The organism is Desulfolithobacter dissulfuricans, assembly GCF_025998535.1.
In the GTDB taxonomy this organism is placed as follows: Bacteria; Desulfobacterota; Desulfobulbia; order Desulfobulbales; family Desulfobulbaceae; genus Desulfolithobacter; species Desulfolithobacter dissulfuricans.
Window position 1 is genome coordinate 1,167,698 of record NZ_AP024233.1, and the last position, 20,277, is coordinate 1,187,974.

Here is a 20,277-nt window from a genome sequence, read left to right on the forward strand (position 1 = left end):
AAAAATATTTCAGGAGAAAAAGCAATGGCAGTTGAAGACAAAATGATCGATATCATCGTTGAGCAGCTCAGTGTAGACCGGGATAAGGTCGTACCCGGTGCCTCCTTTGTCGATGACCTCGGAGCCGATTCCCTGGATCTGGTTGAGCTGATCATGGCCATGGAAGAAGAATTCGACGTGGAAATTCCCGACGAAGAGGCGGAAAAGATCGCCACGGTTCAGGATGCCATCGATTATGTCAATAAACTGAAGTAGGACGCGGGACGTATAAGGTGAAAAGACGGGTTGTTGTCACCGGGGTGGGACTGGTTACCCCGCTTGGTACCGGTACGGACAGGACATGGCAGGGGCTTCTCGAGGGCCGGAGCGGAGTGGGACCCATCACCCGATTCGATGCCTCGGACCAGGCTTCGCAGATTGCCGCCGAGGTCAAGGATTTTACCCCGGATCGGTGGTTTGAAAAGAAACAGGTCAAGAATCTGGATCTGTTTGTCCAGTATGCCGTGGCTGCCGCCGACATGGCCATGGAGGACGCCGGCCTGTCTGTGGAGGAAAACGAGGCCGAGCGTTTCGGGGTCATCACCGGGTGTGGCATGGGGGACTGCCCACCATCGAGCAGTATCACAGTGTCTATCTCAAACGCGGACCGCGCCGGATAACACCGTTTTTCATCCCCAGGGTGATTCCCAATATGCCGTCCGGTCACATCTCCATGCGGTTTGGCGCCAAGGGGCCCAACATGGCCCTTTCCACCGCCTGTGCCGCCGGAACCCACGCGGTGGGCGAGGCCTTCAGGCATATTGTCTATGGTGACTGCGACATGGCCATTACCGGCGGGGCTGAATCGGTTATCTGTCCGCTGGCCGTGGGTGGTTTTTCCTCCATGAAGGCCCTGTCCACCCGCAACGACGACCCGGAGCATGCATCCCGCCCCTTTGATCGCGACCGGGACGGTTTTATTATTGCCGAGGGTGCCGGAATGCTCGTCCTTGAGGAACTGGAGCATGCCCTGGCCCGGGGCGCGACCATCTATGCTGAAATGGCCGGGTACGGCCAGACCAGCGATGCCTACCACATCGCCGCTCCTCCAGAGGATGGTGAGGGGGCTGCCCGGTGCATGGCCATGGCCCTGCGCGATGCCGGGCTCAATCCCGAGGATGTGGACTACATCAATGCCCACGGCACCTCCACGCCGCTCAATGACCGGTGTGAGACCGCTGCCATCAAGACCGTGTTTGGCGACCATGCCCGGCAGCTGGCCATCAGCTCCACCAAGTCCATGACCGGCCATATGCTCGGTGGTGCCGGGGGCATCGAGTCTGTCTTCACCGCCCTGTCCGTCGCGCACGGTCTGGTACCACCCACGGCCAACCTGGAACATCCCGATCCGGCCTGTGATCTCGATTATGTTCCCGGTTCAGCCAGAGAGATGAAAATCCGGGCCGCCATGTCCAATTCCTTTGGTTTTGGTGGTACCAATGCTGTCATTGTCATGAAACGCTTTGACGGTTGAGAGAGGGGGAGGAAACGGTGAAAATAGCGATCGGCAGTGATCACGGCGGATTTGATTTCAAACAGCTCATCATCGACCGGTTGGAAAAGCTCGGTCAGGACGTGGTGGACGTGGGCTGTTATTCCAGGGAATCGGTGGATTATCCGGAATTTGCCGACGCCGTGTGTGCCAAGGTTCGCAGTGGCGAATGTGAACGCGGCATCCTGATCTGCGGTACCGGCATCGGTATGTCTATTGCCGCCAACAGACACCGGGATATCAGGGCGGCGCTCTGTCACGAGTCCTATACCGCCAGGATGAGCCGGGAACACAACAACGCCAATGTCCTCTGCCTGGGCGGAAGGGTACTGGGGGTCGAGATAGCCCTTGAGATCGTGACCACATGGGTCCAGACCGAATTCGCCGGCGGACGGCACCAGCGGCGGCTAGACATGCTTTCATGACAGCGGCCAGAGACGCAAGACAGTGAATGTATGACCGGCAGCCCTGGAGACTCGACTGCCGGTCTTTTGCTTTTAAGGAACAGATGATCGATCTGCGGCTCAGGTGAGCGTGGATCGGGCTTAAGGGGAGACACGGACTGGCAGCGGAGAAGAAGACCAGTCCTGTCCAAGCAGGATAAGGAAAGATATCATGGCAGACCTGGAACACGTTGATCCTGATGTATACCGATTTATCCAGTATGAGCTGGAACGCCAGACCAATCAGCTGGAACTGATTGCCTCGGAAAATATTGTCTCCCAGGCTGTGCTTGAGGCCCAGGGATCGATTTTCACCAACAAGTACGCCGAGGGCTACCCCAACCGGCGTTACTATGGAGGCTGCGATTATGCCGACGAGGTGGAATCCATCGCGGTCCGTCGGGCAAAGGAGATCTTTGACGCGGAATACGCCAATGTCCAGCCCCATTCCGGCAGCCAGGCCAACATGGCGGTCTACTTTGCCACTCTGAAGCCCGGGGATAAGGTCCTGGGCATGGACCTGGCCCATGGCGGCCATCTCACCCACGGGGCCTCGGTCAGTTTTTCCGGCCAGCTGTTCAACTTCATTTCCTACGGGGTTGACCGGGAAACCGAGACCATCAATATGGAAGAGGTGGAGCGTATCGCCTTTGAAAACCGGCCCAAAATGATCGTCGCCGGGGCCTCGGCCTATCCCAGGGTGATCGATTTCGAGGGCTTTCGGCGGATCGCCGATCAGATCGGGCCCTCTTCATGGTGGATATGGCGCACATCGCCGGCCTGGTCGCCGCAGGGGTCCACCCTTCACCGGTTCCCTATGCCGACTTTGTCACCTCCACCACTCACAAAACCCTGCGCGGGCCGCGCGGCGGACTCATCCTGGCCCGGGAGAAATATGCCAAGAGTCTGGACAGCAAGATTTTTCCCGGTATCCAGGGCGGTCCCCTGGTCCACGTGATCGCTGCCAAGGCCGTGGCCTTCAAGGAGGCCATGCATCAGTCCTTCAGGGAATACCAGCAGCAGGTGGTGGTCAATGCCAGGGTCCTGGCCGACCGGCTGAAGGAGCATGGATTCCGCATCGTTTCCGGGGGCACGGATAACCACCTCCTGCTGGTGGATCTGCAGAACAAGAATATCACCGGCAAGGAAGCGGAGGAACTGCTTGAGGATGCCGGACTGACCGTCAACAAGAACGCCATTCCCTTTGACACCCAGTCCCGTTTCGTCACCGGTGGCATCCGTATCGGGACGCCGGCCGTGACCACCCGGGGGCTGAAGGAAAAGGAGATGGTACGGATTGCTGACTGGATCAACCGGGTCATCACCTCTCGTGATGTGGCTGAGCTGGCCAGGATCCGCCAGGAGGTCCGGGCACTCTGCGATCAGCTGCCCCTCTATCCCGAGATTGACCGGGTTGAAGTGTAGGCTGTCCTCCATTACGCTGATCCGGATCGGGAGCGGCAGGAACGGTAAGCTACTCAGGTGCAATACCCATGAAATGTCCATACTGCGGTCATCTTGATAACCGGGTTATCGATTCGCGACTGAACAAGGATAAGACCATCACCCGGCGCCGCCGGGCCTGTGCCGCCTGCAAGCAGCGTTTCACCACCTATGAACGTATCGAGGTCATGCTGCCCATGCTGGTGAAAAAAGACGGGCGCCGCGAGCCCTGGGACCGGGGAAAGATCGTTACCGGTCTGGAGAAGGCCTGTGAAAAGAGGCCGGTGAGTATGGCGGATATCGACCGGTTCGTGGATGCCATCGAAGGCAAGCTCCAGGATGTGGGCGGCAAGGAGATCCCCACCACCACCATCGGCGAATGGGTCATGGAGGCCCTGCCGGAACTGGACGAAGTGGCCTATGTCCGCTTTGCCTCGGTTTACCGTCAGTTCAAGGACGTGAACGAATTCATGGATGAGCTCAAACATTTTCTCGGCGATCGAACCACCGGTGACGGAGAGGTGTCTGCTGGCAAGTGAGTATACAGGAAGACGAAATCTTCATGCAGATGGCCCTGGCCGAGGCGGTCCGGGGCTGGGCAGAACGTCTCCCAATCCCTGTGTCGGGGCCGTGGTGGTGCGCGATGGCGAAGTGGTCGGCCGTGGTTATCACCGCAAAGCCGGCACACCCCACGCCGAGGTGCATGCCCTGACAGATGCCGGCGAGCGGAGCCGCGGGGCCACCATCTATGTTACCCTGGAGCCGTGTAACCACACCGGACGCACTCCGCCCTGCAGCCGGGCCATTCTCGAGGCGGGAATCCGCCGGGTGGTGATCGGCATGCTCGATCCCCATGGCCTTGCCGGTGGCGGGGCTGCTTTTCTGGCCTCCCGGGGGCTTGAGGTGACTACCGGTATCCTGGAGAAGCGCTGCCGGGAGATCAACTATCCCTTTATCAAGCACGTGACTACCGGTCTGCCCTGGGTGGTCATGAAGGCAGCCATGAGCCTGGATGGGCGGATAAGCTATCTTCCCGGCGGGGGTGGACGTATCACCGGGCCCGAGGCCGGTCACTCTGTCCACCGGCTGCGCGACCGGTTCGATGCCATTTTGATCGGCGCCGCCACCGCCCGGATCGATAATCCCTCCCTGACCACCCGGCTGGAGGGGGCCAAGGGGCGGGATCCCCTCCGGGTGATTCTGGATTCCAACCTGTCACTCTCCCCGGAGGCTCATCTTTTCAACCTCGACTCCCCGGCTCAGACCTGGATTTTCTGTCGCGCCGAGGCCCCGGCGGAAAAAGAACAGCGGCTCGCCGAGGCAGGGGCGGTTGTCCACCGGGTGGCCAGCGATGGTGAGGGCCGCCTGGTACCGGAGGAGGTCCTCAAGGTTCTGGGTCGCAGTGATATCACCTCGGTACTGGTGGAAGGCGGCAGCCGGATCCACGGCTCGTTTCTGGGCCACTCCCTGGTGGACCAGGTCTATCTTTTCATGGCGCCCTTTTTCATCGGCGACCAGGGAACCCCGCTCCTGCAGGGCTACAGTTTTCCCGCCACCGGTGAACCTCTGCGTCTGCGTGACATGACAGTGGAAAGGGTCGGGGAGGATGTGCTGATCCAGGGGCTGCTCACCACCGTTTGATCATCTGCAAAAAAACAAAAAACTATGTGATTACCACCAATCTTTGGCATTGAAACCGGTGTCGGGCCTCGCTTGTTTCACGGGACGCCATAAACCCGTCCCTGGGGGCTTGACTGTGGCCATCCAGGCCACAGACACCCGTGCAACAAGCAAGCCCCGACACCTTCATCCATCGAAGGCTGAATTTCAGTGGTAATCAGAAAAAACAAAAAAACTACTCTTTCGCCCTGTCTTTCCTCAAAGCCTGCGTCCGGTTCTCACCCTGCCTGGTCTTCAGCCATTATTTTTCCGATTTTCTTCCAGAAGGTTTCCGCTCCCTGCCTGGTAGTAAAGGCAAACCGCAGCCAGGTGGTTTCATCTTCAAAGGATGTGGTGTGCTGGACCTCCACGTGGGGCGGCAGGTCAAGACGCTGGCAGAAGGATTTGAACTCACGCTGGGCCTCCACCAGGCGGGGATGGGCCTGGTTGTGGAGCCAGTCGAGCAGGGAAGAGGCCAGCTGCGGAATGTTGGCCTCCTCTCCCGGCCGTGGCCAGCGGGACAGTATGTCACCAACTGGTACCCCGTTTCTTCTGGCCAGGTCCACGGCCAGGGTGACAACCCGCTGCTGCTTGGATCCCCCGAGCCTGAGTTCGGTGATGAGTGAAACCAGCGCCATCCGTTCCTCCGGGGAGAGCTGGAGGAGCTGTCTGACGATCCTCGGGTTGACCAGATTACTGTGGAGGGCGGCCTGGATCGGTTCCTCCAGGGCCAGGCACTGGAGGAGTTCATCGAGGACATGGGGCCTGGGCTTAAGGCCCAGGAGAGGTAGCAGGGTGACGGCCTCCTCCGGCGCCATCTGGTCCAGGAGTTTGTGGAAGAAGATCGCCTGTTCGACCAGGGACAGCGAACTGCCGATCAGGGCGTGGCGCAGGAGGGTGGCAAATATCTGCAGCGGTTCCAGGGCGGGAGAAAGGACAAACCCGTAAAGATTCTTCGGAGCCGGCCCGGTCTGTAGCAGGGCCAGGATCCGTTTCCGCCCCGAAACAATACGGTACCCTCCCGCTTCCTTTTCCTGGAGCAGCGGAGGCTGAAGCAGTCCGAACCGGGCAATATCCAGGCACAGCTCCCTGTCCGGATCTCTGAAGTCGGGTAGATTGAGGTTGTAGTGCAGATCGTCGGGATCAATGGTCGCCAGGGCGATGTGTCTCAGTTGGGGCCAGGCATGCATGATGGTCACTTTCTACCGGTACTTTTCAAAGATGTGTGGGCCGACAAAAGAAAGGCGGGCACCATGACTGGTGCCCGCCCTGTATTCAGGAACCGGTCAGGCTCTACTGGTTGTTGATCTTGGCCCGGAGAATGCCCGAGGGTTTGAAAGTCACCACCCGTCTTGCTTCCAGGGTCAACTCATCACCGGTCTGTGGATTTCTGCCGCGCCGGGCTTTCTTGTCTTTGACGTTGAACTTGCCAAATCCGCTCAGCAGAAGATCCTCACCGTTGATCAGAGCGTTCTTGGATATGGCAAGGAAGGTTTCCACGGATGCCGTGGCCTGGGCCTTGGTCAGGGTCGGATGATTTTTGTATACCTGCTGGACAAGATCTGCTTTGGTCAGAGTCATCGTTTAAGCCTCCAGGATGTCGCTTTTGTCTGATGGTGTCCTGTTCCGTGCCTGGTAGAGCTGCAATCGCCGTTGTCCGTAACTTCAGGCGGCGAGGAAGGAAAAGGCGGTGGTGCCGGCGTAACGTGCCGCCACGCCCAGCTCTTCCTCGATTCGCAGCAGCTGATTGTACTTTGCCACCCGGTCGGTGCGTGATGGGGCACCGGTCTTGATCTGCCCCGTGTTGAGCGCCACGGCCAGGTCGGCAATGGTGGTATCCTCGGTCTCACCGGAGCGATGGGAGATAACCGAGGTATAGCCGGCCCGGTGGGCCATCTCCACCGCATCGATGGTTTCAGTGACCGAGCCTATCTGGTTGAGTTTGATGAGGATGGAGTTGGCGATTTTTTTCCGGATGCCCTTCTGTAAAATGGCGGTGTTGGTCACGAAGATGTCATCACCCACCAGCTGGATCCTGTCCCCCAGGGCCTCGGTCAGCTTCTTCCAGCCTTTCCAGTCCGCTTCGTCCAGCCCGTCCTCGATGGAGATGAGCGGATACTGTTTTACCCAGGAGCGGTAGAACTCGATCATGTCTTCGGTGGTCTTTTTGGGTTTTTTCTCCGCACTGAGGATGTATTTTTTGTCTTTGGCGGAATAGAATTCGCTGGCAGCGGCATCGATACCGATGAAAATATCCCGGCCCGGTTTGTATCCGGCCAGGGTGATCCCTTCCAGAATGGCCTCCATGGCCTCCTCGTTGGAGCGCAGGTTGGGGGCAAATCCGCCTTCATCGCCCACCGCAGTCTGCAGACCGCGTTTTTTCAGGACAGCCTTGAGGGCGTGGAAGGTTTCCGTACCCATGCGCAGGGCCTCGGCAAAGGTGGGGGCCCCGGCCGGCAAGATCATGAATTCCTGGATATCCACATTGTTATCGGCATGGGCACCACCGTTTAGGATATTCATCATCGGAACCGGCAGCACCTTGGCGTTGACGCCGCCCAGATAGCTGTACAGGGGCAGGTCCAGCTCCATAGCCGTGGCCCTGGCCACCGCCATGGATACCCCCAGAATTGCGTTGGCGCCCAGCTTTTTCTTGTTGGCGGTGTTGTCCAGATCGAGCATAGTCTGGTCAATGAGGATCTGCATCGAGGATTCGAAGCCCAGCAGCTTGGGAGCAATGATCTCGTTGACATTCTCCACCGCCTGGCGTACTCCTTTGCCGTTGTACCGTTTTTTGCGCAGGTCCCGAAGCTCCAGGGCCTCTCTCTTGCCGGTGGAGGCTCCGGATGGCACAGCGGCCCGGCCCATGGCGCCGGTATCCAGATAAACCTCCACCTCAACGGTGGGGTTGCCGCGGGAATCCAGTATTTCTCTGGCAAGGATGTCAATAATTTCGCCCATGATGTTCTCCTGATCCGGCCTGGCCGGGATGTGAATTGAGGTGTTGCGGTCCTGTTTTTTGTTTTATCCAACCACACTGGCCATCTTGAAGATGGGCAGGTACATGGCTATGACCAGACCGCCGATCATACCGCCAAGAAAGACCATCATAAACGGTTCAATCATGGCTGTCAGATTTTCCACGGCCTGGTCCACTTCTTCGTCGTAGAAAACCGCTATTTTTTCCAGCATGGCGTCCAGGGCGCCAACAGATTCGCCGACATTGATCATTTGTACCACCATATTGGGAAAAACGCCAGTTTCTTCAAGTGGTTCTGCAATTGGTCGTCCCTCGGCGATGGCATCAATGGTCCGAAATACGGCCCGTTCCACGACTTTGTTGCCAGCGGTTCTGGCCACCACCTGCAGGGCATCGAGGATGGGAACGCCGCTCTGGAGCATGGTGGACAGCGTCCGGGTAAATTTGGCCACCGCGGTTTTACGGATGAGCGGGCCGATAATCGGGGCGCGGAGAGCCATTGCATCGATCTTCAGGCGGCCTTTTTCCGTGGCATAGATTTTTTTGACAATAAAGGAAACTGCGATCATGCCTATGATCAGGTAATGGATATTACCCTTGGCAAAATTACTCAGGTTGACCACCATCTGGGTCGGCGCCGGGAGGGCGGAGCCGAAGTCCTGGAACATCTTTTCAAAAACCGGCACCACAAAGACCAGGATGACGATGAGGATGATGATGGAGATGCCCAGACAGATGGCGGGGTAGGTCATGGCACCCTTGATCTTCTTCTGCAGGGCCATGGATTTTTCCTTGAACGAGGCCAGCCGGGACAGGATGGTGTCGAGGATACCGCCGAGTTCACCGGCCTCGATCATGTTGGTGTACAGGTTGTCAAACACCTTGGGGTGTTTGCGCATGGCGTCGGCCAGGGTGGTTCCTGTCTCGACGTCCTGCTGGATGCCGGCCAGTACCTTGCGAAAGGTCGGGTTGCTCTGCTGCCTGGCCAGGATCTGCAGACACTGGACCAGGGGCAGACCGGCATCGATCATGGTGGAGAGCTGCCTGGTGAAGATGACCACGTCCTTGCCGGTGACCTTGGGCTGGAACAGGGGGATATTTTCAAAGATATCCTTTGGTTTTTCCTTGATCTTGAGGTTCTGGATCCGCAACCGCTTGAGCTGGGCCCGCGCGGTGGCTTCGTCCGGGGCCTCTATTTCGCCCTTTCGTTTCTCACCGTAACTGTTCTTTCCCTTCCAGACGTAGACAGGCATAAACTGCTCCAGAAAGTTTCCGCCCGGGAGTTCTGTGCGGCGAAAACCGATATATTTTGTTGACAGAAGAGGGAAATAGCTTTATAGAATGTTCCTTCATTCCGGTGGGCAAATTCCACAGTATATGATATTGTATGGAAGAAATTTTTCTGATTCAAGAAAAAGGTAATATTTTTTCAGGAGGTTGGCGATATGCAGGCCAGTGAGGCAATAAGATATAGCGAGGGACCGTTTCAGCCGGTCATTGATAAATGTGAAGGTTGTGAGCGTGTTGTTGAGGAAAACGACACAAAATACTGCAGGGTCTATATCAAGCCGGAGGCCAAGTGGCGGCTGGGGATCTGCAATTTCGCCACCCACGCCAAACCGGAGATTAAGGTGGTCAAGGTTCGGATCAATCCGCTCAAGGCGTCCAAGCGCGCATCCCGACGCCGGTAAGACAGTCTCTGTACTGCTTTATCTCCTCCATCCTTCCACCGGGAAGTTCGGAGTAGATCAGTATCCGCCAAGGGTCCCTGCTGGAGAACCGGCAGGGACCCTGTCTTTTTCCCGGTTCCGCGGGATTATTTTTGTATCATTATTTTCTTCCCACCCCCGTATACCGGAATCCCAGGCTGTGCATCTGTTCCGGCTCGTAGACGTTTCTCAGGTCGATGAATACCGGGGAACGCAACAGCTCACGTATCCTTTCCAGATCCAGGGCCCGGTACTGGTTCCACTCGGTCATCAGGACTACTCCGTCCGCATCCTCGCAGGCCTCGTAGGCATTGGCCACGTACTCGATCTCTGGTGGTAGATATTTCTTCGCCTCCTCGATTCCCTTGGGGTCATGGGCTTTTATCCGCGCTCCTTTTTCCAGCAGAGCCGGGAGGATGGTCGCAGCCGGGGCCTCGCGCATGTCATCGGTCTCAGGCTTGAATGTCAGTCCCAGGACCGCCAGGGTCTTGCCGGCCTCGGAGCCGCCGAGCATGTCCCTGATCTTTTTGACCATCCGGGCCTTCTGGGCGGCGTTGACCTCCACCGCTGCCTCGACGATCCGCACGCTTTCACCGCATTCCTGGGCAATACGCATCAGGGCCAGGGTGTCCTTGGGAAAGCACGACCCGCCGTAGCCAGGGCCGGGATGGAGGAATTTGTTGCCGATCCGTCCGTCCATGCCGATACCCTTGGCCAGCGCTGCCACGTCGGCCCCCACTGCCTCGCAGACCGTGGCCATCTCGTTGATGAAGCTGATCTTGATCGCCAGAAAGGCGTTGGCCGCATACTTGGTCAACTCCGCGGTTTCTATGTCCGTACAGACAATGGGGGTCTCCCGGAGGTAGAGGGGTTTGTAGATGTCCCGCAGCACCTGCTCGGCCTTTCGGTTCTCCACCCCGATGACCACCCGGTCCGGGCGCATGAAGTCGTTGATCGCCGCCCCCTCCCGGAGAAATTCCGGATTGGAGGCCACGTCAAAGGAGGCCACGGGGTTTTCTTCACCGATGATGCGGCTGACCTGACGGGCCGTCCCCACCGGGACCGTGGATTTGTCAACGATCACCGTGTATCCCTGCAGGTGGGCGGCCAGTTCTCGGGCCGCCGAATAGATATAGGTCAGATCGGCATAGCCGTCACCCCGCCGGGAGGAGGGGGTGCCAACGGCAATGAAGATGGCCTCGGCCTCCGGCACGGCCTCGGCAAGATCGGTGGTGAAGTGGAGTCTTCCCTCGCCGACGTTTTTAGCTACTAGTGTGTCGAGACCTGGTTCGTAGATCGGGATCTGGCCATTCTTGAGACTGGCGATCTTTTCCTCGATCTTGTCCACGCAGGTGACATTGTGGCCGAACTCGGCAAAACAGGTTCCGGTGACAAGACCGACATATCCGGTTCCGATCATGGTGATGTTCATGTTCTCTTCCTTTTCTTCTGGTTAGCTTAAGGCCACCTTGAAAAATTGTATTTCGGAGTCTCGCAGGCTCGCTTACCTCGTCCGATCTCTGCGTCCCAGCAGATAAGCGAAGACTTCGAAATGAAAAATGCTCACATATGCTTAATATGCTGCGCTTTTCGCTGAACAGTCAAGCTGTCCGGCTAATTTTACTGTTCCTTGATCGTGAACGAACATCCTAATTTTTCAAGGCACCCTTTTGGGATGGGGAAAGTGTTCCCGGGCATTAGACGATGCCGGAGCCTGGTCAGGGTCGGGGCCCGAAGATCGCCGTTCCCACCCGGACCAGGGTGGCGCCTTCTTCGATGGCCACGGGAAAATCCCGGGACATACCCATGGAGAGCTCCACCCGGCTGTTGTCGGCAAAGAGATCCTTGTCCCTGAGTTCCCGGGCAAGCTGGCATAGAGACCTGAAAAAAGGTCTGCTTTCCTCGGGATCAGTGGTGTAGGGCGGCATGGTCATCAGGCCGCGCAACCGCAGAGACGGCAGGGTGGCGACATCCCTGGCCAACTCTTCGAGGTTTTCGGGCAGTACGCCGGCCTTCTGTGGTTCCCGGCCCACGTTGACCTGGAGCAGGATGTCCAGGCTGCGGCCCAAGGCTTTGGCATGTCGGTCCAGGGCGCGGGCGATTTTCAGCCGGTCCACGGTTTCCACCATGGTAAAGAGCTCGGCCGCCTGCCTGGCCTTGTTGCTCTGGAGGTGGCCGATGAAGTGGAAACGGCCCCTGTCGCCCAGCTGTTCTATCTTCTCCCTGGCCTCCTGCAGGTAATTTTCACCAAAGAGCTCCTGGCCACAGTCCAGGGCTTCAAGTATCCGCTCCAGTCCCTGGCGCTTGGAAACCGCTACCAGGCGCACGGACTGTGGGTCCCGGCCGGCGCGGACAGCAGCCTCTTCAATCTGCCTGTATATGGTTTTCAGGTTGTCGCAAATCATGTTTCCCCTCCCGGCAGCGGCAGGTTAAAAAGGTTCCTGGTGTTGGCGCTGGTCTGCCTGGCGATCTCCTCCAGACTGGTGTCCCGCAGTCTGGCCACCTGCATGGCCGTGTATACAAGCCAACCAGGCTGGTTGCGCTTGCCGCGAAAGGGCATGGGGGCGAGAAAGGGGCCGTCGGTTTCCAGGATGATCCGTTTCAGATCGGCCCGGGCGGCCACTTCCTGCAGGGCACGGGCGTTCTTGAAAGTGACGATGCCCGGGATGGAGATGTAAAAGCCAAGTTCCATAACCTGGCGGGCCAGGGCCAGGTCGCCGGAAAAACAATGCATAACCCCGCCGGCAGGGAAGGGTGCGGCCTGGCGCAACAAGTGCATGGTATCATCGTGGGCATCCCGGTCATGGATGATCACCGGCAATCGCAGGTTTTTGGCCATGTCCAGCTGATAGCGGAACTCGCGAAGCTGGACATCCCGGGGGGCATAGTTCCTGGCGTAGTCGAGGCCGATTTCACCGTAACCCACGACCCGGTCGTCCCCGGCCAGCTCTTCCATGCGGTGATACCCTTCGGGGCTGGCCGTGGCCGCCCCATGGGGATGGAGACCCACGGTGGCGAACAGGGAGTCATACCGTTTTGCCAGAGCCACGGCCGCGGCCGAACTCTCATAGTCGATGCCTATGGTGATTATCTGGCGGACGCCGGCCTGCAGGGCCTGGTCAAGAACCTGGTCCAGGTCGTCGCTGTAGGGCGCCATGTCCAGGTGGCAGTGGGAGTCAATGAGGTAGGTCTCTTCATCCTGATCAAGTTCGGGCGGTTGCTGGGATTTCTGCATGGGCGGAGTTTTTGGGATATCGCTGACCGGGTAATGAATGTTGACAATAATTTCTTTATTTTTTACAACATGATGCTACTGTTGAGCAAGGAAAGACTCATCAAGAAGTTAGAATTTCACCAGCCGGAGTCGTGACATATGGATGGTACAAACATGGAAAACCCTGTGCAGGAAGCCATTTACCGCCGCCGCTCTATCCGGGAGTTCACTGATCAACCAGTGGTCATGGATTTGCTGCGCCGGATTGTCACCGCCGGTATCTGGGCCCCTTCCGGACTCAACAACCAGCCCTGGCGTTTTGTTCTGGTCTGTGATGAGGATGTGCGCCACCGTCTTGCCGCTCTCACCCATTACGCACACATCGTCAAGGCTGCTCCGGCCCTGATCGCCGTGTACCTTGACACAGAAGCCATGTATGATCCGGTCAAGGATCATCAGGCTGCCGGCGCCTGCATCCAGAACATGCTGCTCGCGGCCGAGGAACTGGGTCTCGGGGCTGTATGGCTGGGTCAGATCCTCAAGAACAAGGACCAGGTCAATCAGGTCCTGGAATTGGATGACCGGTACGACCTGATGGCCGTTATCGCCCTTGGCTATCCCAGCCACAGAAACCAGCAGTCCCGGCGGAAACCGCTCGAGGATTTCATACTCAAAGAGATCGGAGGTACCCAATGACCAAGGGAACAAGACGTGTCGCGCTATTGCTTTGTAGTGTTTTGCTGGTGCTCCTGCTGCAGACCGGCTGCACCACCTTTCAGTACGGTGGCTCATCAGCGGTGGAACCCGGGGACAGCGCATTGCCGCCGGTTTCCGGGTTTGCCGATGATATCAGCGATATCGTCCTGCCAACCGAGATGGAATGGGACCGGAAAAAGAGCATGACCATCAAGACCGAATCCTTCCGCGGCGGCATATGGCATTACGTCGGCAAGGTGGAGGTCATCTCCCTCAAGGACTTCATGATCAAGGCCATGCAGGACAACAAGTGGAAACTGGTGGGTGAGGCCACCTCGGAAAACATCCTCCTGGCCTTCATCAAGCCCAACAAGACCTGCATGATGGTCATCGAGGACAGCACCATGGGGAAAACCCACCTCGCCCTCTATGTGACCATTGACAAGACGGCAGCCGCCAGCCCGAGTCCCTTTGCCGAAGTTCTGCGGAACTGATTTTTCCTTTTTTCTGCTCGACCGGCACCCCTCTCCCCGGGACCGCCGGTGAAGGGTGACCCCATGCCGAGTGCCCCGTACCCCGTGTTGTCTTCTCTTGCCGGCCGCCGCATTCTTCTGGGCGTGACCGGTTCCATTGCCCTGTACAAAACGGCCCAGTGGATCCGCGACCTGGTACGGGAAGAGGCCCGGGTCACCGTGGTCATGACCGCGGCCGCCGCCCGTTTCATCACCCCGCTCACCATGGCGGCCCTTTCCGGCAGCCGGGTCTATACCGACATGTTCGATGAGGATCCCGGGCAGGCCATGGCCCATATCGATCTGTCGCGGGAACATGACCTGCTCCTCGTCGCCCCGGCCACAGCCCACACCATCTCCCGGCTGGCCCACGGAATGGCCGACGATCTGCTGTCGACCGCGGTGCTGGCTGCCAAAATTCCGGTGGTGGTCTGTCCGGCCATGAACAGTGCCATGTTCACTCATCCCGCCACCAGGGAGAATCTCGAGCAACTGCGCCGCTACGGGTACCGGGTGGTGGCACCGGAGTCGGGGATGCTGGCCTGCGGCGAAGAAGGACCCGGCCGGCTGCCCGGCTGGGACCAGGTACGGGAGATACTGCTGGCCACTCTTTCCTCCCAGGATCTGCAGGGGCGTCATGTGCTGGTGACGGCCGGGCCCACCCGGGAACCCCTGGATCCGGCCCGTTATCTCAGCAATCGCTCCAGTGGCAGGATGGGCTATGCCCTGGCCAGGGTCGCCCGCCGCCGCGGCGCTCGGGTAACCCTTGTCTCCGGCCCGGTCTCGCTTGATCCGCCCCCCGGCGTGGAGGTGGTTCCGGTGATGACCGCCCGGGACATGCGCGCGGCGGTGCGGGAACACAGGGACCAGGCCGACATCATCATCATGGCGGCGGCGGTGGCCGACTTCAGGCCAGTTGGCTGTGCGGATCGCAAGATCAAGAAGTCCAGGGCGCCGGACACCATTGCCCTGAGCGAAAATCCAGATATTCTCAAGGAACTCGGCCGGGAGCGCCGACCGGAACAGGTGCTGGTGGGCTTTGCCGCCGAAAGCCACGACCACGAGGCCGAGGGGCGGCGCAAGCTGGCGACCAAGAATCTGGACCTCATCTGTGTCAATGATATCCTGGGCGAGAAGACCGGGTTTGACGTGGATACCAACCAGGTGCTTCTGATCGATTGGCAAGGGCAGGAGACCCTGCCGCTGCTCTCCAAGGAGGAGACAGCTGTCCGAATCCTTGACCGGATCCGGGAACTGCTCCCCTGAGGGCATGGCGGGGTACCGCCGCTCAACGGTGAAAAAAGGAAAATCCGTGCCAGTTTCCCCTCTGTTGCAGGGGTGGTACGGATTTTCGCTTTTCAGAGCAAAGGGCCAGCTGGTGGTTACCAGGCATGTTACATGCCATCCATGGCGTACTCGTAGATCATCATCACGTTTTCCAGGGTGGGCTGGCGGGGATTGTTTTCCACCGGTCGGGCCACGGTCAGGGCGATTTTGGCCATCTCTTCGATTCGGTCGTCGGGGATGCCCAGGTCTGACAGGCTGGCCGGAATGGCCAGGTCCGAGTTGAGCTGGTGCATTTCTTCCACCAGGACGTGGGCCGCGTCGCGAAGTGACATGTTGTTGGTGTCGCCACCGAGCATTTCAGCCAGCAGGGCATGCTTTTCCAGGTTGCCGATCAGGTTGAACTCGGTCACATAGGGCAGCAGCACCGCATTGGCAAGACCATGGGGGATGCCGAACATGCCGCCGAGCGGATAGGCCATGGCATGGACCAGTCCGACGCCGGCCATGGCCAGGGCCTTGCCACCCAGCAGGCTGGCCAGCAGCATGTTGGAGCGGGCCTCGATGTTCCGACCGTCGGCATAGGCGGTGCGCAGGTTGGTGGCAATCAGCTCGATGGCCTGGAGCGAGTACATTTCAGACACCGGATGGGCCTGGACCGAGGTGTAGGCCTCCAGGGCATGGGTCAGGGCGTCGATGCCGGTGGCCGCGGTCACGTGGGGCGGCAGGCTCAGGGTCAGTTCCGGATCAAGAACCGCGGCCTCGGGATAGAGGGGATCACCGTTCATGCCGCCCTTGGAACCGGTTTCTTCATTGATAAAGACGGCGGTGAAGGTGACCTCGGCTCCGGTACCGGCTGAAGTCGGGACCATGATTTTAGGAACCCCTGGTTTTTCTATCTTACCCAGGCCCAGGTAATCCACGGCCCGGCCGCCATTGGTCAGCAGGATGGCAATGGCCTTGGCCACGTCCATGGCCGAGCCGCCACCCACGCCGATGACGCAGTCGCAGTTATGCTCCCTGGCAATCTCGGTGCCCCTGTCCGCCAGGCGCAGGCCCGGTTCGGGGTCGATTTCCGAGTATATGGTATAGGTCATGTTACCTGCCTCCAGGGCCCGGGTGATGTTCGAGTCCAGTCCGGCCTGAATCAGGCCGGGATCAAGGACCACCAAGGCATTGGTGCCGCCGAAACCGGCGGCGACCTCGGGCAGACGCTTTATTATGCCGGTACCGAAATGGATCTGGGTCGGCTGGGTGATGGTAAACGGTTGCATGGTATCTCCTGAAAAAATGAGTATCGTACTGGTTGTTCCATGGTCACCGGGCCGGCAGTATGGACCGGACGGAGGATCCATGGTTATATTGAACCCGTACGGCGTTATATATCACCAATCGGTGGACTTGGGAACGGAAAGGGACAGGAAAAAAAGATTATGGAACTGAGTAGGTCGGAACAGAAGCGGCGAATCAAACAGCTGGAAAAATTTGTCCATGAGCTGGTCCAGCAGCCACCGGGCGTGATCCGGGATCTTCCCTGTGATACGGAGGTGCGGGATCTCCTCCTGGAGGCGGTCGCCCTGAAAGGCGGGGCCAGGAAGCGGCAGCTCAAGTACATCACCAAGCTGCTTCGTTCCACACCGGTGGAACCGCTCTACGATTTCATGTCCCGGCGTCGCGGCTCCAAGCTCCGTGAGGACCGGGCCTTCCATGAACTGGAATACATGCGCGACACCCTGCTGAGCGAGGCCGTGGAGCAGTACCGGTTGCACCGGGAGCAACAGGTGCAGTGGGAAGAGCACTGGGACAGCCAGGCCATCCGGGATATCGAGGCCCAGCTGCCCGGGATCGACACCAGGGCCCTTGCCCGGCTGGGCTACCAGTTTGCCCTGACCAGGAATCGCAGGCACAGCCGGGAAGTTTTCCGGCTCCTCCGGGCTGCCCACGAACAGCTCCAGTTCAAAAAAGGGTAGTAGCGTGGAATACAGAACAGGACGTATGGGCCGGGTCTTTTATGTCCGGTTTGATCATGGGGACGATTTGCTGGAGGGGTTGCGAGGTCTGGTCCTGAAAGAGGAGATCCATTGCGCCTGGTTCGAGCTTTTCGGCGGCCAGCGCCGGGTCGACGTGGTGGTCGGGCCCGAAGAGCCGGTCATGCCGCCAAATCCGGTGTGGCGCCGGCTGGACAATGTCCGGGAACTGCTCGGGGTGGGGTCTGTTTTCCGGGACAGGGGTGACCCGCTGGTCCATCTGCACGGCGCCCTGGGGCACCGGGACGAAACCATCACCGGCTGTATCCGGGAAAGGGCCGAGGTCTACCTGGTTGTGGAGGCTGTGGTCTACGAACTGCTGGACATGGATATCAGTCGGCCGTTTTTTGACGGAGGCGGGTTTCACCGACCCGAATTTGGTCGGGGCGACCGGGACTGACATCACCGTTCCTGCCCGTGACCGGTTCTCAGATGTGCGGGGCAACTGGAATCGCCCAGTGACATGTCCCGGACAGGTCGTGTCGCCGGGACAAACAAAAATCTGATTACTATCAATCTTTGGCATTGAAACCGGTGTCGGCCTCACTTGTTTCACGGGACGCCATAAACCCGTCCCTGGGGGCTTGACTGTGGCCATCCAGGCCACAGACACCCGTGAAACAAGTGAGGCCGACACCTTCATCCATCGGTGGCTGAATTTCAGTGGTAATCACAAACAAAAAAGGCGTGGACACCGGGTGTCCACGCCTGAAAAGTCTCAGCAAAAAGAGAAGGTTTACTCTTCCTCGACCTCGATCTTGACCAGCTTGTCGCCGGGCTGGACGGCCTGGCCCACCTTGACGGATACGGCCACGACCTTGCCAGCCACTTCGCTGACAATGGGGGTCTGCATCTTCATGGCCTCGAGCACCACAACCTGGTCTCCCGGTTTGACCTCCTGGCCTTCCTCAACATTGACCCCGCAGACGTTGCCGGCAAACGAGGCCCGGATATCACCCATCTTGGCCAGGGCTACGATCTCATCCTTGCTGATCTTGGGAGTGCTTTCGGTGTTACCCTGCTTTTCCGGCTCAAAGATGAACACCCGCTGGTGGTGGTCCACGTTGAGATAGATGTTGGTCTCGCCGCTCTCGGTTTGCTGTTCCGGTCCGATCTCGACGATGTGCTCCTGGCCGTTATGGTCCCTGAAGACCAGGGTCTCGCCCAGCTGGAAACCACCTTCACGGAAGAAAATGGACGGCGGCAGGACATAGGCCTTGCCGAAATTTTCCTCGAAGTTGAAGAAATCAACCGCATCGTTGGGATGCTGCAGGTAGGTGACCAGCTGCTGTTCCGTGGGCTCCTTGCCGATGCGCTCGGCCAGGGTCTTGCGTTCCTGCTCGATATCCATATCCTCGATCTCGTCGATCCCGCCTTCCTCTTCCAGGATCTTTTTCCAGTCCGGGCCAAAAGCTTTTTCATAGATCCAGTCGTCGGGCCGGTAGAAGGGAAAGGGACCGTATTTGCCAAGGAGCAGGTTTTTCAGGTCACCCGAGACATTGCCGTACCGTTCGCCCTCCAGAACATTGGAGACCGCTGTGGTCCAGAGGATCTGCGAACCCGGGGTCACTGACCACCAGTTGCCAAGCTCGATCTGGACCCTGGGCAGCTCCTTGTGGAGGATATCGGGCATCTTGTCGAGGAAGCCACCCTTGGAGGCCTGTTCCAGACTGGAACCCATGGCACCGCCGGGCAGCTTGTGGATCTGGACAGTGGGCAGGAAACCTTTGATCTGGGCCTCGAACGGGGCGTAGTACTGCCGCTCGTCGCGAATTACGTCCGAGGTCTCGATGACTGCCTCCTCGTCGATACCGATGGCGGTCTTGCCGTAATCCTTCAGGGTCTGGATGACGGTGAGGATGGGCGGCGGGCCGTAGAAGCCAGTAAAGGCATGGTCGGACGCATCGACAATGGTGGCCCCGGCCAGGACCGCGGCGGTGATCCGGCCGATGTCGTTGCCGTCGGTGTTGTGGCCATGGTAGTGGATGGGCAGTTCCGGGTAGGCCTGCTTGATCGCATCCACCAGCTCGCCGATCCGTTTCGGAGTTCCCAGGCCGCCATGGTTCTTGATGCAGAGGATGATGTCCTCGCCGGTCACGTCCAGGATCTCGCGGACCTTCTTGACGTAGAATTCATTGGTATGCTCGGGGCCGGTGGAGAAGCAAATGCAGGGCTCGTTGATTTTGCCGGCCTTGGCCACTTCCTCGAACACCGCCTGCATGTTGGGCACGTGGTTCATGAAGTCAAAGGTCCGCCAGACATCGACGTACTTGGCAAACTCCCGCACCGTGAAGCGGATCACGTTCTGGGGATAGGGCCGGTAGCCGAACAGGTTGACCCCGCGGCACAGGGTCTGGAACATGGTGTCCGGCATGGCTTCCCGCAGCAGTTCCAGTTTGAGAAAGGGATCCACCTGCTTGCGGAGAATGTCCACGTGCACCGAAGCGCCACCTGTTATCTCCAGGGAAAAGTATCCGGCAGCTTCCCGGGAAGGGGCGGCCAGCAGGTCGGTGTGGAGCAGGATCCGATTCTTGTAGTCGGACTGGGACATGTCCCTGGCTGTATTGGTGATGTAGTAACCGTCGGCTTTCCGCAGGGCGTCGAGCACGTCAGTGGTGCTCATGTGCTTGGTAATTCGTGTCATATCGATATCGTCTGTCTGGGCTCTTCCCGGACCTGCAGGAGGTCGGGATATTCATGGTTCAAGGCGCACACAAGGTCACCTGCATCAGTGTCAGTCTGGTCAGTTCGCATTCCTGCTGCATGGCCTGCCTGGCAG

At 58.8% G+C, this 20,277-nt stretch carries 19 protein-coding genes and 2 pseudogenes; 12 read left to right on the forward strand and 9 right to left on the reverse strand.

Annotated features, from left to right (window positions below; translation table 11 throughout):
- Window positions 1-24 precede the first annotated feature (24 nt).
- The 6 genes and pseudogenes from acpP (at window position 25) to ribD (ending at window position 5,058) form a co-directional block, all read left to right on the forward strand.
- The gene (gene acpP, locus GF1_RS05125) at window positions 25-255 is read left to right on the forward strand and encodes an acyl carrier protein (protein WP_267928554.1); all 231 of its coding nucleotides are present in this window, start codon (window positions 25-27) and stop codon (window positions 253-255) included.
- 17 nt (window positions 256-272) lie between these two features.
- Window positions 273-1,513, forward strand: a pseudogene (gene fabF / locus GF1_RS05135) (beta-ketoacyl-ACP synthase II).
- 17 nt (window positions 1,514-1,530) lie between these two features.
- Window positions 1,531-1,956, forward strand: a complete 426-nt coding sequence (gene rpiB, locus GF1_RS05140) for a ribose 5-phosphate isomerase B (RefSeq protein ID WP_267928557.1) — start codon at window positions 1,531-1,533, stop codon at window positions 1,954-1,956.
- A 190-nt stretch (window positions 1,957-2,146) separates the two neighbouring features.
- Window positions 2,147-3,399 (forward strand): annotated as a pseudogene (gene glyA, locus GF1_RS05145) (serine hydroxymethyltransferase).
- Window positions 3,400-3,467: 68 nt separating this feature from the next.
- The gene (gene nrdR, locus GF1_RS05150; protein ID WP_267928558.1) at window positions 3,468-3,956 is read left to right on the forward strand and encodes a transcriptional regulator NrdR; all 489 of its coding nucleotides are present in this window, start codon (window positions 3,468-3,470) and stop codon (window positions 3,954-3,956) included.
- Window positions 3,892-5,058 (forward strand): bifunctional diaminohydroxyphosphoribosylaminopyrimidine deaminase/5-amino-6-(5-phosphoribosylamino)uracil reductase RibD, encoded by a 1,167-nt coding sequence (ribD, locus tag GF1_RS05155; RefSeq protein WP_267928559.1) that lies wholly within the window; start codon window positions 3,892-3,894, stop codon window positions 5,056-5,058. Before nrdR ends, ribD begins: the two co-directional genes overlap by 65 nt.
- 257 nt (window positions 5,059-5,315) lie before the next feature.
- Here the strand turns inward: ribD and GF1_RS05160 are convergent, their stop codons facing one another.
- The 4 genes from GF1_RS05160 to GF1_RS05175 all read right to left on the reverse strand — a co-directional run bounded on the left by GF1_RS05160 (window position 5,316) and on the right by GF1_RS05175 (window position 9,309).
- Complete coding sequence (locus GF1_RS05160; RefSeq protein WP_267928560.1) at window positions 5,316-6,266, reverse strand: ParB/RepB/Spo0J family partition protein; 951 nt, start codon at window positions 6,264-6,266, stop codon at window positions 5,316-5,318.
- 103 nt (window positions 6,267-6,369) lie between these two features.
- Window positions 6,370-6,657, reverse strand: coding sequence for an integration host factor subunit alpha (locus GF1_RS05165; protein WP_267928561.1), 288 nt, complete (start codon window positions 6,655-6,657; stop codon window positions 6,370-6,372).
- Between the two features lie 84 nt (window positions 6,658-6,741).
- Window positions 6,742-8,037, reverse strand: coding sequence for a phosphopyruvate hydratase (gene eno, locus GF1_RS05170; RefSeq protein WP_267928562.1), 1,296 nt, complete (start codon window positions 8,035-8,037; stop codon window positions 6,742-6,744).
- A 63-nt stretch (window positions 8,038-8,100) separates the two neighbouring features.
- The gene (locus GF1_RS05175) at window positions 8,101-9,309 is read right to left on the reverse strand and encodes a type II secretion system F family protein (protein WP_267928563.1); all 1,209 of its coding nucleotides are present in this window, start codon (window positions 9,307-9,309) and stop codon (window positions 8,101-8,103) included.
- 192 nt (window positions 9,310-9,501) lie between these two features.
- Between GF1_RS05175 and GF1_RS05180 the strand changes: the two genes are divergently transcribed.
- Window positions 9,502-9,747 (forward strand): PxxKW family cysteine-rich protein, encoded by a 246-nt coding sequence (locus GF1_RS05180; protein WP_267928564.1) that lies wholly within the window; start codon window positions 9,502-9,504, stop codon window positions 9,745-9,747.
- Window positions 9,748-9,886: 139 nt separating this feature from the next.
- On the opposite strand, the gene GF1_RS05185 is transcribed toward GF1_RS05180, so the two are convergent.
- The 3 genes from GF1_RS05185 to GF1_RS05195 all read right to left on the reverse strand — a co-directional run bounded on the left by GF1_RS05185 (window position 9,887) and on the right by GF1_RS05195 (window position 13,000).
- Complete coding sequence (locus tag GF1_RS05185; protein ID WP_267928565.1) at window positions 9,887-11,197, reverse strand: UDP-glucose dehydrogenase family protein; 1,311 nt, start codon at window positions 11,195-11,197, stop codon at window positions 9,887-9,889.
- A 286-nt stretch (window positions 11,198-11,483) separates the two neighbouring features.
- Window positions 11,484-12,170, reverse strand: a complete 687-nt coding sequence (locus GF1_RS05190; RefSeq protein WP_267928566.1) for a YggS family pyridoxal phosphate-dependent enzyme — start codon at window positions 12,168-12,170, stop codon at window positions 11,484-11,486.
- Window positions 12,167-13,000: a TatD family hydrolase gene (locus GF1_RS05195; RefSeq protein WP_267928567.1), complete on the reverse strand. Its 834-nt coding sequence runs from the start codon at window positions 12,998-13,000 to the stop codon at window positions 12,167-12,169. The genes GF1_RS05190 and GF1_RS05195 overlap by 4 nt, the downstream gene beginning before the upstream one ends.
- A gap of 138 nt (window positions 13,001-13,138) precedes the next feature.
- On the opposite strand from GF1_RS05195, the gene GF1_RS05200 reads away from it, so the two are divergent.
- From GF1_RS05200 to coaBC, 3 genes are all read left to right on the forward strand, one after another.
- Window positions 13,139-13,675, forward strand: a complete 537-nt coding sequence (locus GF1_RS05200) for a nitroreductase family protein (RefSeq protein ID WP_267928568.1) — start codon at window positions 13,139-13,141, stop codon at window positions 13,673-13,675.
- Entirely contained in the window at window positions 13,672-14,169 is a 498-nt protein-coding gene (locus GF1_RS05205) for a hypothetical protein (RefSeq protein WP_267928569.1), read from the forward strand. Before GF1_RS05200 ends, GF1_RS05205 begins: the two co-directional genes overlap by 4 nt.
- A gap of 63 nt (window positions 14,170-14,232) precedes the next feature.
- On the forward strand, window positions 14,233-15,453 hold the full coding sequence (gene coaBC / locus GF1_RS05210; RefSeq protein ID WP_267928570.1) for a bifunctional phosphopantothenoylcysteine decarboxylase/phosphopantothenate--cysteine ligase CoaBC: 1,221 nt from the start codon (window positions 14,233-14,235) through the stop codon (window positions 15,451-15,453).
- 128 nt (window positions 15,454-15,581) lie between these two features.
- Here coaBC and GF1_RS05215 read toward each other — a convergent pair whose 3' ends face one another.
- Window positions 15,582-16,745, reverse strand: a complete 1,164-nt coding sequence (locus GF1_RS05215) for an iron-containing alcohol dehydrogenase (RefSeq protein WP_267928572.1) — start codon at window positions 16,743-16,745, stop codon at window positions 15,582-15,584.
- A gap of 159 nt (window positions 16,746-16,904) precedes the next feature.
- On the opposite strand from GF1_RS05215, the gene GF1_RS05220 reads away from it, so the two are divergent.
- Entirely contained in the window at window positions 16,905-17,441 is a 537-nt protein-coding gene (locus GF1_RS05220; RefSeq protein WP_267928573.1) for a DarP family protein, read from the forward strand.
- Window positions 17,442-17,445: 4 nt separating this feature from the next.
- Window positions 17,446-17,898, forward strand: a complete 453-nt coding sequence (locus tag GF1_RS05225) for a PPC domain-containing DNA-binding protein (protein ID WP_267928574.1) — start codon at window positions 17,446-17,448, stop codon at window positions 17,896-17,898.
- A gap of 336 nt (window positions 17,899-18,234) precedes the next feature.
- Here the strand turns inward: GF1_RS05225 and GF1_RS05230 are convergent, their stop codons facing one another.
- Window positions 18,235-20,142 (reverse strand): biotin/lipoyl-containing protein, encoded by a 1,908-nt coding sequence (locus GF1_RS05230; protein ID WP_267928575.1) that lies wholly within the window; start codon window positions 20,140-20,142, stop codon window positions 18,235-18,237.
- Window positions 20,143-20,277: the final 135 nt, after the last annotated feature.